The sequence below is a fragment of the Brenneria tiliae genome (genome assembly GCF_023347575.1).
Taxonomy (GTDB): domain Bacteria; phylum Pseudomonadota; class Gammaproteobacteria; order Enterobacterales; family Enterobacteriaceae; genus Brenneria; species Brenneria corticis.
Genome location: NZ_JAKPCB010000103.1, coordinates 29875 through 42916 on the forward strand (window position 1 = coordinate 29875; position 13042 = coordinate 42916).

The 13042-nt window shown below is 51.0% G+C and carries 13 protein-coding genes and 1 pseudogene; 10 read left to right on the forward strand and 4 right to left on the reverse strand.

Annotation, left to right across the window (positions count from 1 at the left end; translation table 11 throughout):
• Nucleotides 1-60: 60 nt before the first annotated feature.
• From MFP24_RS20945 to MFP24_RS20960, 4 genes are read left to right on the forward strand one after another with little or no spacing between them, the layout of a single operon-like run.
• Nucleotides 61-348, forward strand: coding sequence for a hypothetical protein (locus MFP24_RS20945; RefSeq protein WP_249232697.1), 288 nt, complete (start codon nucleotides 61-63; stop codon nucleotides 346-348).
• Entirely contained in the window at nucleotides 335-880 is a 546-nt protein-coding gene (locus tag MFP24_RS20950; RefSeq protein WP_249232696.1) for a lysozyme, read from the forward strand. The genes MFP24_RS20945 and MFP24_RS20950 overlap by 14 nt, the downstream gene beginning before the upstream one ends.
• Complete coding sequence (locus tag MFP24_RS20955) at nucleotides 865-1242, forward strand: hypothetical protein (RefSeq protein WP_249232695.1); 378 nt, start codon at nucleotides 865-867, stop codon at nucleotides 1240-1242. Before MFP24_RS20950 ends, MFP24_RS20955 begins: the two co-directional genes overlap by 16 nt.
• Nucleotides 1239-1502 carry a hypothetical protein gene (locus MFP24_RS20960; RefSeq protein WP_249232694.1) on the forward strand — a complete coding sequence of 88 codons (264 nt, stop codon included), beginning with the start codon at nucleotides 1239-1241 and terminating at the stop codon, nucleotides 1500-1502. The genes MFP24_RS20955 and MFP24_RS20960 overlap by 4 nt, the downstream gene beginning before the upstream one ends.
• Before the next feature lie 411 nt (nucleotides 1503-1913).
• Here MFP24_RS20960 and MFP24_RS20965 read toward each other — a convergent pair.
• The 3 genes and pseudogenes from MFP24_RS20965 to MFP24_RS20975 all read right to left on the reverse strand — a co-directional run.
• A pseudogene (locus tag MFP24_RS20965) lies at nucleotides 1914-2063 on the reverse strand (type II toxin-antitoxin system HicB family antitoxin); the annotation flags it as partial.
• 151 nt (nucleotides 2064-2214) lie between these two features.
• Nucleotides 2215-2433: a KTSC domain-containing protein gene (locus MFP24_RS20970; protein WP_249232693.1), complete on the reverse strand. Its 219-nt coding sequence runs from the start codon at nucleotides 2431-2433 to the stop codon at nucleotides 2215-2217.
• 176 nt (nucleotides 2434-2609) lie between these two features.
• The gene (locus MFP24_RS20975; protein WP_249232692.1) at nucleotides 2610-4274 is read right to left on the reverse strand and encodes a methyl-accepting chemotaxis protein; all 1665 of its coding nucleotides are present in this window, start codon (nucleotides 4272-4274) and stop codon (nucleotides 2610-2612) included.
• Nucleotides 4275-4669: 395 nt separating this feature from the next.
• Here MFP24_RS20975 and dsrB point away from each other — a divergent pair, with 395 nt between their 5' ends.
• Nucleotides 4670-4870 (forward strand): protein DsrB, encoded by a 201-nt coding sequence (gene dsrB, locus MFP24_RS20980; RefSeq protein ID WP_249232691.1) that lies wholly within the window; start codon nucleotides 4670-4672, stop codon nucleotides 4868-4870.
• A gap of 51 nt (nucleotides 4871-4921) precedes the next feature.
• Here dsrB and MFP24_RS20985 read toward each other — a convergent pair whose 3' ends face one another.
• Nucleotides 4922-6649 (reverse strand): methyl-accepting chemotaxis protein, encoded by a 1728-nt coding sequence (locus MFP24_RS20985; protein WP_249232908.1) that lies wholly within the window; start codon nucleotides 6647-6649, stop codon nucleotides 4922-4924.
• Nucleotides 6650-7975: 1326 nt separating this feature from the next.
• Between MFP24_RS20985 and flhD the strand changes: the two genes are divergently transcribed.
• The 5 genes from flhD (at nucleotide 7976) to cheA (ending at nucleotide 13025) form a co-directional block, all read left to right on the forward strand.
• A complete protein-coding gene (gene flhD / locus MFP24_RS20990) occupies nucleotides 7976-8326 on the forward strand; it encodes a flagellar transcriptional regulator FlhD (protein ID WP_136165923.1) in 351 nt (116 codons plus the stop codon).
• Nucleotides 8327-8328: 2 nt separating this feature from the next.
• Complete coding sequence (flhC, locus tag MFP24_RS20995) at nucleotides 8329-8907, forward strand: flagellar transcriptional regulator FlhC (RefSeq protein ID WP_249232690.1); 579 nt, start codon at nucleotides 8329-8331, stop codon at nucleotides 8905-8907.
• Between the two features lie 132 nt (nucleotides 8908-9039).
• Complete coding sequence (gene motA, locus MFP24_RS21000; protein ID WP_009113355.1) at nucleotides 9040-9927, forward strand: flagellar motor stator protein MotA; 888 nt, start codon at nucleotides 9040-9042, stop codon at nucleotides 9925-9927.
• The gene (motB, locus tag MFP24_RS21005) at nucleotides 9924-10976 is read left to right on the forward strand and encodes a flagellar motor protein MotB (RefSeq protein WP_249232689.1); all 1053 of its coding nucleotides are present in this window, start codon (nucleotides 9924-9926) and stop codon (nucleotides 10974-10976) included. Before motA ends, motB begins: the two co-directional genes overlap by 4 nt.
• 39 nt (nucleotides 10977-11015) lie before the next feature.
• Complete coding sequence (gene cheA, locus MFP24_RS21010) at nucleotides 11016-13025, forward strand: chemotaxis protein CheA (protein WP_249232688.1); 2010 nt, start codon at nucleotides 11016-11018, stop codon at nucleotides 13023-13025.
• The last annotated feature ends 17 nt before the right edge of the window (nucleotides 13026-13042 follow it).

The window sequence follows — 13042 nt, forward strand, 5'->3', positions numbered from 1 at the left end:
GGAAACCGACCGCCTCACAAACATAGCATTGGGCCATAACCAACCAGCTCAATGCATATCATGAAAACAAGCAACGGCGGCTCAGATTCTTACTTTTGGTCATGGATGACAGGTTTTTTCACCACGCTATCAACGCAAGACGTGATCTTTGCTATCGGGGCGGCGTTTACTGCAATATTCACCGTTCTAACCTACCTCTCTAACTCCAGAAAAAATAAAGCCATTGCGGCGGAGGCACGCCGGCAAACCGAAATACTCCTGGCTGGTGTAAAGGACCAATCAATAACCCCGAAAGAATTTATTACGGCCACAAAAAACATAAAGGGCGGCCCCGATGAACAAGCGTAAATCGTCAGCCATCGTATGCGCCATTGGCGCAATAATTGCGCTGGTGCTTAGCATGGCGCCCGATATGCGATCAGTGAATGGAAACCCACTACGGTTCAGCAAGCAGGCGCTGGAAATCATGGCGAACGCCGAGGGATGCCGCCGCGATCCCTATCTATGCCCCGCACGAATCGCTACCCAGGGCATAGGACACACTGGAGAGGGGGTTGGGCTGGCGCCGGCAGCCAATGATGAGACGATAGCCAGATGGTTCGCTATGGACGCCATGGACGCACAGAATTGCATTGAAAGAAACGTTGAAAATAAACTCGGGTTTCAACTGCCGCAGGGCGTATTTGATGGCATTGGTTCGTTCATCTTTAATGCCGGGTGCTCAAAGTTCCTTACGTCAACGTTGTACCGCCACCTTCTTGATATGGCCTACACGGCAGCGTGCGATCAACTTTCGCGTTGGGTATATGGCGGCGGTAAAAAATTGCCGGGCCTTATCGAACGCCGAGCGAAAGAGAGGGCGCTATGTCTCGGCAATTAATCGCGCAGATTATCGTCATCCTGCTGGCGCTGGCTGCTATCGTCGGCGCTGGCGCTTGGCTGGCGGATCGGCATTACCAGCCAATGATCGACACTCTGAACAAGGAACTGACGCAATGCCAGGGCGCCAAGCGTCAGCAGGATGCCACTATATCGGTACAAAACAACGCGGTGACGGCTTTACAGGTACTGGCCGATTTTCGGGCCAATGACGCCGAGAAAACCAGGAGTGACGCACAGCAGGCAGCACAGGGCGACTATGCCGCCGCCAATATCATATTGTCGGAACAGACGCAGGGCGATGCGTGTACAGTTGCGTCAGTGGCGTTTGACGATGAGCTGCGGCGGGAGCGTGCGAAATGAAGTGGTGGCCGATATGGGTAGCGCTGGCGCTGGCCGGCTGCCGCAACACTCCGGCGCCGGATCCGGTTTATGTCGAGGTCAAGGTTCCTATTGCCGTTCCGTGTAAGGTTTTCCCGGTAGAGCGGCCAGCGTTCGCTGTTGACCAATTACCGATTGGCTCCACGATTGACAAGCAGATGCGAGCGCTGCGCGCTGAGCGGCACCAGCGGATCGGATATGAACGGCAACTACTGGCGGCCATCACTGCCTGCAGTGAATGAATGATTTTGCACGCCATTACCCGCGTTTTTTCCTAAAATGTGATTTACCGCCATCGTAACACTCTGATATTAAATATATTTAATTTTGTTTTTGTTAGGAAGTTAAATTATAACTAATTGACTTTTAAGATAAAAACTATGAATTTAAAATCCCTCGGCGTACGCGCTGTGTGGGTTCAAGTCCCACCCCGGGCACCATCGATAAAAACCCAATTAAACCAAGCATGTAGAACAATGTCGTTAACCGCCAAGCAGGCGGTTTTTTTGTGCCTGGAAAATGGAAAGTGGCGACAAAATGGCAGCACCGATTTCAGACAATAAAAAGCGGCTGAAAATTTAGTCGCTTTTATTAAGTTTATCTAAAGGAAAAGAACTTTCTTACCCCGAGGGGGGTAAGAAGGGGAAAACCATTTATCGCATGGACGAAATTCGCTCTAACGCAGCCTGTGCGAGAAAACCTGAGCGGCTTTTGAATTCCGGGTTACTCGCCACGCAACGATCGATGCGGTCAATAAGAGTTTTCGGCGGCGTGACGTTAATTTTTTCCGCGCCGCCCATCATCCAGCCCCTTTGTGCAAGCTGACGGCATACCCTGAGGTGCATCACCTGAAGTGCCTGGCGAGGGCGGTTCTGATACCGTGGAGAACGCCGCGGCTCAGGACTATCCCGATTTTGAATGGTCTACTGGAGGGGAGCCGCTTTATTCTGACCGTTACGTGATTTTTCGGCACAGGTACTTGTTTTTTATTACCCCATCAAAAAAGCGGCCTTTGGAAACTACGGCTTCAGAAATGAATTTCCCGTAAATGCGTTCAGGAACGCTAATGTACTGATAGATATCTTTGTTATGAAATTCTATTTCAAGGATGCGCTTTTCCGGGTCGTATCCAATCGAACGAATCCTTGATGATGAAACGAATTGCCGCTGCAATGACTGCTCCTCCTTTGTGTGGAACCTTGCATGGAACTATAAAGGATTTTTGGTCCGTCGTGTTGTTAATGATCATGCTTATCTGTTGAATGTACAGCGGAGTTTCATCTGGCGGGGTGCTTAACCAACGGTTGTCGCTGAGTAAAAGCGGGCGCTACCGCCCGCTTTTATACCGCTTAAAACGTTTCCCAATTGCTGGTATTGGCGCTTATTTTCTTTGTCGCGGCTGATGGCAGCGTGTGCGACGCTTTGGCCGGCGTTCTTTCTCTGGTTTTTTCCGCTGTCTCGGAAAGTTTGAAGATAGAGACAATTTCCGTCAAACGGCGCGCCTGTTCTTCCAGTGATGCCGACGCCGCGGTTGACTGTTCAACCAGCGCGGCGTTTTGCTGCGTTACGCTGTCCATTTCCACCATCGCCTGACCAACCTGGGTGATCCCTTTACTCTGCTCGTTTGAAGCGGAAGCAATCTCGCCCATGATATCCGTTACGTTGGTCACCGCCTTGACGATGTTCTCCATGGCGTCGCCCGCAAGCGCTACCTGGCTCGAGCCTGTTTTTACATTTTCCACCGACTCGTCGATTAATCCTTCAATCTCTTTCGCCGCCTGGGCGCTGCGTTGCGCCAGGCTCCGTACTTCGCTGGCGACGACGGCAAATCCGCGTCCTTGTTCTCCGGCCCGGGCCGCTTCTACGGCCGCGTTCAGCGCCAGAATATTGGTTTGAAAAGCGATGCTGTTGATGACATTGATAATGTCGGCGATTTTCTGCGAGCTGCTGGTTATTTTACCCATCGTCTTGATGACGTCGCCGACAATCTCGCCGCCATTGTTTGCCGTTTTAGAGGCATTCTGCGCCAATACGCTGGCCTGGTTGGCGTTGTCCGCGTTCTGTTTCACCACGGCGCTTAGCTGTTCCATGCTGGCTGCGGTTTGCTCCAGCGCTGATGCCTGCTCCTCGGTGCGTGAAGATAAATCGGTATTGCCGGAAGATATTTCACCGGAACCGCGGTAAATTTCTTCTGCGCTGCCGCGAATTTCGGATACGGTCGTGATCCAGTTGTTTTGCATTTGCTGAACGAAAGGAATCAATTGTCCGACGCAGTTTTTACCCATATTGAGCATTTGGGTGTGTAAATGACCGACCGCCAGAACCTGAAGATGCTTTTTAATCAACTCTAGCGGTTTGACCACGAAAATGGCCAGATAGCGATCGGTCAGCAAGACGATGATCAAGCCGGTAATCAGCGCCAGAATCAGCGCGTTCTGGCACCAGTGGACCCAGGCGTCGATTCTGCTTTGCGCCTCGCTTTTCAACTTATCAATAACCACGTTGTACTCATCGATGGCATCGGTGAAGTTTTGGCGTAAAGGGCGATATGTCTGGGTCGCATACTGAACGAACTCATCAATACGGTCGGCTTTGACTGCCTCATAGAGCGGCAGCACGCCCTTGGTGTAAAGCTGGTACGAACTGTTATAAATGTTGTCGATGGTGGCCGGGGTGATGTTGGCATGATCGGTGGTTTTAAATTCCTCCAGGCCGGTCTTGATCCTCGCCAATTCCCCCTCAACCAGCTTAAGCTCCAGATCGACTTCCGCAGCATTGTCATTTTGTTTTGCGCGTGTGGCGCGTTCGAGGGCGCTGATAATGCGATAGTACTGTCCATTGGCGCCATTAATAATGTCGCCGTTGTTTTGCTGCACGTTGGTCAACTTCAGCTCGGAGGTCAATTGGCTAAGCGAGTACAGCGCAAAGGCTGATACTCCGCCCCACAATAAAGAAAATAGTATAAGAATCAGAATCATCATGGTTCTGATTTTAATATTGCGTACAAAGCTCATGGTGTAAATCCCGGTGAAAAAATGATAAGGCGGTTAATCCTAAAAAAGACAGGATCGCGTTAGCGTTTCCCTTCAGATGCCAGACTGCTGGTGAATTTTTACAGTCTGATCAATTATCCATGACGGTATGTCTCTTGCGTTTCTGTTATCGGCGTGTAAATGGCGGGCTTCATGACGGTTTGAAATTATTTAACCTGATTAATGTTAATTTTTGTAACCGCCGGGAAATAATGCCGCCGTGAGGTAAAGAATAAAAACTAACGGTATAATTAGCAGGATAAATAATAGTTTGAGTCGAAAAGGGTAATATTGTTCTGGCTATGTCGGATATTCCTATAGTATTCAGCAACGATCATCCCGTATTTTGGGGTTAAAGTGGTTTTTGAGAGTAATTTATGAAAGTGAATGATGTAGTAACGGTCAAGACAGACGGTAGGGCCCGTAGGGAAGGCGTTATTTTGGCCGTTGAAGAGTTTCAGGAAGGAACGATGTATTTGGTCGCGCTGGAAGATTATCCCGCGGGCGTTTGGTTCTTTAACGAAGTTGAGAGCCAAGACGGGACATTCGTGGAGCTTAAGTCGTCTTCAGCGCAGTGATGTATCGCGGGTATTGACCAGGGTTCGGATCAATACCCGCCTCGGACTACGTTAAAAGGTCTCCCAGTTACCATTCTCCGCTTTGGCCGTTTGCCGGGCTAACGCCAGAGAAGGCGTTGGCTGGGGCGTCGGCGCTATCTTGGGCGCGGGCGTGGCGGCCGTCGCCGGCGGCCGGCGGTCGGAGAGGTTAAATGTCGCCACCGCGCGGGTCAGCAGCGCGGCCTGCTCTTCCAGAGAAGCCGCCGCCGCGGTGGCTTCCTGAACCAGCGCCGCATTTTGCTGCGTTACGCTGTCCATTTCCGAAATAGCCTGGCCCACCTGAGTGATGCCGCGGCTCTGCTCGTCGGAGGCGGAGGCAATCTCCCCCATAATGTCGGTGACGTTGGTCACCGCAGCAACGATCTCTTTCATGGTCTGGCCCGCATTATCAACCAGCGTTGACCCGTTGTTAACTAAATCCACCGATTCGGAGATTAAGGCTGCTATCTCTTTTGCCGCCTGGGCGCTGCGCTGCGCCAGGTTGCGCACTTCGCTGGCCACCACCGCAAATCCTCTGCCTTGTTCACCGGCTCTGGCGGCTTCCACCGCCGCATTCAGTGCCAGAATATTGGTCTGGAAGGCAATGCTGTCGATTACGCTGGTGATTTCAGAGATTTTTCTGGAACTGCCTGAAATGTTATTCATGGTGTTGACCACGTCGGCGACAATCTCCCCGCCTTTTTGGGCTTTACCCGAGGCATTCGCCGCAAGCTGGCTGGCGTGATGCGCATTCTCGGCGTTCTGTTTTACGGTTGCGGTCAGCTGCTCCATACTGGCGGCGGTTTGCTCCAGCGCGGAGGCCTGCTGTTCCGTGCGGGAGGAAAGGTCGGTATTGCCTGAGGAGATCTCTGTCGTGCCTTGATAGATGGCGTCCGCGCTTTCGCGCACGGTGGTTACCGTGGTAACCAGCGATAACTGCATCTGCTGCACGTTTCGACCCAATATGCCAATTTCATTGTTGCCATAGTTATCCACGTGTTGGGTGAGATCGCCTTGCGCTATACGCTGGATACGGCTCACCAGCCGGTTCATGGGTTGAATTAGCGCGCGTTGCAGGAGCAGGAATGTCAGCAGGGTTAAAATGATCGCGACGCCAAAGCTGGCGCCCATCAGCGCATAGCCCAACGTGGCATTGTCCTGCGCCGTGCTATTCAGCTCGTTGGCGCGCTGGTTGCGGTAGCCAACGGCCTCCAGCAGGGGCTTGTTATACGCCAAATCCAAAACCCGGGTGAACTCCGACTCATGGCTGATCACTTCTTCAAACAGTCCTTCCTTGGCCGAGGCGAGCATGGGCATCACCCCCTGGTTGATATAGTCGTCGTAGGCTTTGCGTAAGCTGGCGTCCAATGCGGCGTCCTGAGCCGTTTTTACCGGGCGTTGTTCATAAACCAGAAACGCCTGTTGCGACTGTTCGATGCGCTGCGTTGCCTGCTTCAGGTTGTCATTAAAGACCTCTGAGTCTCCGATACGTGCGGCAGCGGCGGCCTGAATCAGTAACAGGCGCGCGGTGCCAAGGTGGTTAGCGCTGTTGGATATCCCCATGCGGATATCAATTTCCTGGGTGACGTCGGCCAGTGATTGACCGCCGCGTTGTAAAAAATGGCTGGACGTGCCTATTGATAGCGCGAACAGCAGCATAATCCCGCCCAGAATAATGACGAATAAAGGGACTAACCGTAAATTGCTTAACAAGCCGGCGTTACCCGGCTGCTCGGGTCTTGACGTTATTTTCATATCCATCCGCTCATTTTCGGGAAAAGTCATTATCATTTTTGGTGCCGTCGGCAGGCAGCGTTGGCATTCGGGGGTAAATGTCTGCTTTGACGACAAGCGGTAACCTAAACAACCAATCTGAAATACCATCGGCACATGTAGGGAAACCTTAATAAGATTCAATGCGATCTCCATCACGTTTTGAACTTATACGCGGAAAATAAAAGCGGATTGCCGTAAAATTAGACAGATTGATAACTGTCTGATGGGAATCGGGAAAAACAGTCGATTCCCTCACAGGTTATTTTTACTTGCTTTGGGCGCCGGCGGCCATCCTGCTATAGGGAAAATACCAGCGGCGCCGGGTTTCTCTGGCTGAATTAAGCTTAACGTGAATCAATAAATTAATGACTTGATGTCAGGCGTTTTGGCGCCCATCTATTATTGGTTGCGCGCTGCTTGAATCAGTCCTGTAAATTGAATCCCTCCGGGATATTAATGATTACCCTGCGCCATCCATATATCACGGATATAATAGGTCGCTTTTTTAACATCATTAATTAGTAAGTTTCCTGATTGTTAATAGCCATGCCCAATGACGTTTTATTATCACAGTTGACTAATTGTCAGACGGACGTGGTGTATTACAACAGTTTTTTGCCGTTTTTTTCTTCGCGCGTCTTAATCGGGCACAGGGCAAAACACAGGGCGTCAGGGGTAAGCATCAAGGTGGTTCACAAGTGCTGAACCGCTAAGCAATGGTGGAGACCGTTTCAGTACGTAAAGGAATGCAAATTTTCGGTAAAGAATATAAATAAACATCTTAATGTAAATTTGCTATGCCAAGATAACCCTTGTTTTCGTTTATCTATCATTTAGATAGCAGTGAAATTATTTTGTCTGCGCCTACGGAATGTTATTTTGTAACGTTTGATACGGTTTTTTGTGCGAAAAATGAGTAATTAAGAACACCTGCTGATCGAAAATCACTCATAGCTCTTCCAATTTTGTGATCTATGTCACATAATTACTAAAATCATTCTTCGCTCGCGTTGTATGTGCTACGGATTAGGCGGTACAGTTGCGCTGTTTTAGGAATAATCCTATGATTTGGCTGTGATGGACCTTGAAGGGGTCTAAAGCGCTGGGAACGAAGGGATGCGATGCGCAATGGATGCATCATGATGGAAGTTGGCGGAAGTACTCACTGTCCTGCATTAAGCGATAAAAAATAGCAGCTAGGATCTGGCACTGATAGTTTTTTATGCCATCAATGGATCGTGATTTTTGAACCGGGCGATATGGTCTATCACCTAACTTATGTTTTAAACATAGCCTATCGGGATGGGAAATATGGGTACCTCTGAATTACTCAAGCACATTTATGACATTAATCTGTCTTATTTGTTACTGGCACAACGTTTAATTAATGACGAAAAAGCCTCTGCAATGTTTCGTCTGGGTATTGATGAGACAATGGCGGATATGCTGATGCAGCTGACTTTGCCGCAGATGGTTAAATTAGCTGAAACCAACCAACTGATATGTCATTTCCGTTTTAACGATCACAATACCATCAAACTCTTGACGCAAGAATCGCGTGTGGATGATTTACAGCAAATCCATACCGGTATTTTGTTGTCGAGCCATCTATTACAACAGTCAACTTCGAAAGAAGAGAATCTGCCTAAGAAAAGGGCATAGTAATGGCGGAGAAAAGTATTGTTAAGGAAGCGAAAGATATCCAACTGGCAATGGAGCTTATTTCTCTGGGCGCCCGCTTGCAGATGCTGGAAAGTGAAACGCAACTGAGCCGCGGACGCTTAATTAAGTTATATAAAGAACTTAGAGGAAGTCCGCCGCCAAAGGGAATGCTGCCTTTTTCAACGGATTGGTTTATGACCTGGGAACAGAATATTCATTCATCCATGTTCTATAACGCCTATAGTTTCTTGCTGAAACACGGGCAATGCAGCGGCGTTGAAGCGGTAATCAAAGCCTATCGCCTTTATCTGGAACAGTGTTCACCGAAAAATGATACGCCATTACTGGCGCTGACTCGCGCATGGACGCTGGTTCGATTTGTCGACAGCGGCATGCTGCAACTTTCAGCGTGTCATTGCTGCAACGGTATGTTTATCACCCATGCTCATCAGCCAAAAAACAGTTTTGTCTGCAGCTTGTGTCAGCCCCCATCCAGGGCGGTAAAAAGACGTAAACTTTCGCAAAATCTTGCCGATATTATACCTCAACTGCTGGATGAACAGGTAAAACACGCAGTCTGAGCTTGGTAGCGATTTGTGAATCTATCACTGTTTGTTATTGAGGACAGTGATAGATTTCTCCTCAAGTAATTCCTGGCTTCATACCTGCGTTTTATCTCACTTTCCGCCCACCTTTTCATATAAGGAATTCTTGTGCTGGTTATATTGGGTTATCTGGTAACTGTGGGGTCGATACTTGGCGGTTATCTCATGGTCGGTGGGGCCCTGGGCGCGCTTTATCAACCCGCGGAGGTATTGATTATCGCCGGGGCCGCCCTGGGAGCTTTTATCGTAGGGAACAATGGTAAAGCGATAAAAGCCACCGGGCGGGCGTTGCCTCTGCTGATTAAAGGATCGAAATACAATAAGGCATTGTATATGGATCTTATGGCGCTGCTTTTCCGGCTGATGGCCAAGTCCCGTCAGCAGGGCATGCTCTCCCTTGAGTTTGATATTGATAATCCCCGCGAAAGTGAAATTTTTTCAAGCTACCCGCGTATTTTGGCCGACAGCAATATCGTTGAATTTATTACCGATTATCTGCGGCTGATGGTGAGTGGCAATATGAATGCGTTTGAAATTGAAACGCTGATGGATGAAGAGATCGAGACGGTTGAACACGAAAGCGATGTGCCGGCTAATAGCCTCGCCATGGTCGGCGATGCCTTGCCGGCGTTCGGTATCGTGGCGGCGGTAATGGGAGTGGTTCACTCTCTGGCTTATGTCGACCGTCCCGCGGCGGAGTTGGGAATGATGATTGCCCACGCCATGGTGGGGACTTTCCTGGGGATTTTGTTGGCTTATGGTTTTGTGTCGCCGTTGGCAACCTTGCTTCGTCAGAAAAATTCAGAAAAAATAAAGGTTTTACAATGTGTTAAGGTTACATTGCTTTCCAGCCTTAACGGTTATGCGCCGCAAATCGCCGTAGAGTTCGGTCGTAAGACATTGTACTCAACGGAAAGGCCTTCCTTTATTGAGCTGGAAGAGCATATCCGCCGGGTGAAGGCTCCCGCTCAGCAGGCAGCGGAAAATGACGCATGAAACATCAGCACCCCATTATTCGTAAAAAGCGCAAATCCGGGCATGCCGGCCACCACGGCGGCTCCTGGAAAATTGCCTATGCCGACTTTATGACGGCGATGATGGCGCTGTTTTTGGTGATGTGGCTGATTGCCATTTCCACACCGATGCAGCTGGCCCAGATTGCCGAGTATTTCCGCATGCCGTTAAAAATAGCCCTAAGCGGCGGTAGTAAATCCAGCGAAAGCGAGAGCCCGATCCCCGGCGGCGGGGATGACTTCACCCAGCAGGACGGCGAGGTTAAAAAGACCATTAAAATGGATACGTTGGAGGGGCGATTAGACGAAATCCGTTTGAATAGGCTGCGGGAAAGATTGGACCAGCTTATTGAGTCCGATCCGCGGCTGCGCGCCCTGCGCCCGCATTTGTTGATCGAGATGGTGGATGAGGGGCTGCGGATACAGATTATCGACAGCCAGAATCGCCCGATGTTTAAAACCGGCAGCGCGCAGGTAGAGCCCTATATGCGCGACATCCTGCGGGCGATAGCGCCTATTTTGAACGATATCCCCAATAAGCTGAGTATCTCGGGCCACACCGACGACGTGCCGTACGCCAGCGGCGACAGGGGTTACAGCAACTGGGAATTATCCGCCGATCGCGCCAATGCTTCCCGCCGCGAGCTGCTTATCGGCGGGCTGGCCGATGGTAAGGTGCTGCGCGTGGTCGGTATGGCGTCGACCATGAGCCTGAAACAGGCGGTGGACGCCAATGATGCGATAAATCGCCGTATCAGCCTGCTGGTGTTGAATAGACAGGCGCAGAGGGATATTGAACATGAAAACGCCGAAAGCGATGCGCTAAATGTAGACAAAGCTGAAAATTTACAAAATATGGAGTTGGAAAATCCTAAACCTACCACTCCGCCTGCCGACAATAGTAATAATAATATGGATGGAAGTGGTGAAACTCCGCCGCAACCCGTTAATGGAGTTCCTGCTCCAGAGCGCCAGCAGCCGACGACGTCGTTGCCTGCTGCGCCGGACAGTCAGGCGCCCCTTTCTCAATAAGCCGCGATTCACAGCAGAGGTGACCACGTGAGCATGGACATGAGCGCTTTCTATCAAACATTCTTTGATGAAGCAGACGAATTATTGGCGGATATGGAACAGCACTTGCTGTTGCTGGATCCCCTGGCACCTGATACTGAGCAATTGAATGCCATTTTCCGGGCCGCTCACTCAATAAAAGGCGGGGCCGGAACCTTTGGTTTTACCGTGTTGCAGGAAACCACTCACCTTTTAGAAAACTTACTCGATGGTGCCCGGCGCGGCGAAATGCGTCTTAGCACCGATATCATCAACCTGTTTTTGGAAACAAAAGACATTATGCAGGATCAGTTGGACGCTTATAAAACCGCGCAGGAGCCCAATGCCGAGAGCTTTGAGTATATCTGTCAGGCTCTGCGCCAACTGGCTTTGGAGTCTCAGACCGACGCCCCGTCTTCAACCGCGCCGGAGCAGGATAATAACGGCCCGGCCTCCGCAGCGCCGGCGTCGGCCGGTCAGGGTGAACTGCGTATTGAGCTTACCGGACTTAAGCCGCAGGAAATTCCCCAAATGCTGGAGGAGCTCGGCAATCTGGGCACGGTGAAAGACCCTTATCAGACTGATAACAGCGTCGAAGTGACTTTGGTGACTGCCGAAAGCGAAGATGATATCAGCGCGGTGTTGTGTTTTGTGCTGGAGCCGGAGCAAATCCACTTTCACCCGGTAGCGGCAGCGGCCCAGCCGGAAAGCGCGGCCGCTGAAAGCCAGCCCGAGCCGGAAAAACCGGCGGCGCCTGCCGCTCCGGCGCTTCAGGCTGTCGCCGCACCGGCCGCGGCCAAACCGCATATTGTTCCCGATGCCTCCAAGCACCGCAACAAAACCGGCGATACCAGTATTCGCGTGGCGGTAGAGAAAGTCGACCAACTTATCAACCTGGTCGGCGAACTGGTTATTACCCAATCGATGCTGGCGCAGCGTTCGAGCGAGCTTGATCCCGTCGCCCACGGCGACTTGCTGAATAGCATGGGACAACTGGAGCGTAATGCCCGCGATTTGCAAGAGTCGGTAATGTCAATTCGTATGATGCCGATGGAATACGTATTCAGCCGCTTCCCCCGTCTGGTCCGCGACCTGGCCGCCAAGTTGGATAAACAGGTAGAACTGACCCTGCGCGGCAGCTCCACCGAGCTGGATAAGAGCCTGATAGAACGTATTATCGATCCGCTTACCCACCTGGTGCGCAATAGCCTCGATCACGGCATTGAATCCCCGGAGAAGCGCATTGCGGCGGGTAAACCGCAGGTCGGCAATTTGACGCTGTCCGCCGAGCATCAGGGCGGAAATATCTGCATTGAAGTGATAGATGACGGCGCCGGCCTGAATCGCGAAAGGATTCTGGCGAAGGCTCTTGCGCAAGGGCTGGCGGTAAGCGACAACATCTCTGATGAAGAAGTCGGCATGTTGATCTTCGCCCCCGGCTTTTCCACCGCGGAGAAAGTCACCGATGTTTCCGGCCGCGGCGTCGGCATGGATGTGGTGAAACGTAACATTCAGGAAATGGGCGGGCACGTCGAAATCCATTTCCAGGCCGGCAAGGGAACGACCATCCGTATTCTGCTGCCGTTGACGCTGGCAATTCTTGACGGCATGTCCGTCAAGGTCAATAACGAAGTCTTTATCCTGCCGCTTAACGCCGTTATGGAATCACTGCAGCCGCAGGCCGAAGACTTGTATCCGCTGGCCGGCGGAGAGCGGGTTTTGCAAGTACGCGGCGAGTATCTGCCGTTGGTTGAGTTGTTCCATATTTTTGATGTGGATGGCGCGAAAACCGATCCGACCCAGGGTATTGTGGTGATATTGCAAAGCGCCGGGCGCCGCTATGCGCTGCTGGTGGATCAATTAATCGGGCAGCACCAGGTAGTGGTGAAGAATTTGGAAAGTAATTATCGCAAGGTGCCAGGCGTTTCAGCCGCTACTATCCTGGGTGACGGCAGCGTTGCGCTGATTGTGGATGTTTCAGCGTTGCAGGCGCTTAATCGTGAAAAGCGTGTGGTTGAAACCGCTGCTTAATAATAAAACAGATAGGT

Bases quoted from the DNA above. Each gene is read 5' to 3' on its own strand.
- MFP24_RS20945 (WP_249232697.1), top strand. From the start codon at position 61: ATGAAAACAAGCAACGGCGGCTCAGATTCTTACTTTTGGTCATGGATG.
- MFP24_RS20950 (WP_249232696.1), top strand. From the start codon at position 335: ATGAACAAGCGTAAATCGTCAGCCATCGTATGCGCCATTGGCGCAATA.
- MFP24_RS20955 (WP_249232695.1), top strand. From the start codon at position 865: ATGTCTCGGCAATTAATCGCGCAGATTATCGTCATCCTGCTGGCGCTG.
- MFP24_RS20960 (WP_249232694.1), top strand. From the start codon at position 1,239: ATGAAGTGGTGGCCGATATGGGTAGCGCTGGCGCTGGCCGGCTGCCGC.
- MFP24_RS20975 (WP_249232692.1), bottom strand. From the start codon at position 4,274: ATGAGCTTTGTACGCAATATTAAAATCAGAACCATGATGATTCTGATT.
- dsrB (WP_249232691.1), top strand. From the start codon at position 4,670: ATGAAAGTGAATGATGTAGTAACGGTCAAGACAGACGGTAGGGCCCGT.
- MFP24_RS20985 (WP_249232908.1), bottom strand. From the start codon at position 6,649: ATGGATATGAAAATAACGTCAAGACCCGAGCAGCCGGGTAACGCCGGC.
- flhD (WP_136165923.1), top strand. From the start codon at position 7,976: ATGGGTACCTCTGAATTACTCAAGCACATTTATGACATTAATCTGTCT.
- flhC (WP_249232690.1), top strand. From the start codon at position 8,329: ATGGCGGAGAAAAGTATTGTTAAGGAAGCGAAAGATATCCAACTGGCA.
- motB (WP_249232689.1), top strand. From the start codon at position 9,924: ATGAAACATCAGCACCCCATTATTCGTAAAAAGCGCAAATCCGGGCAT.
- cheA (WP_249232688.1), top strand. From the start codon at position 11,016: ATGAGCGCTTTCTATCAAACATTCTTTGATGAAGCAGACGAATTATTG.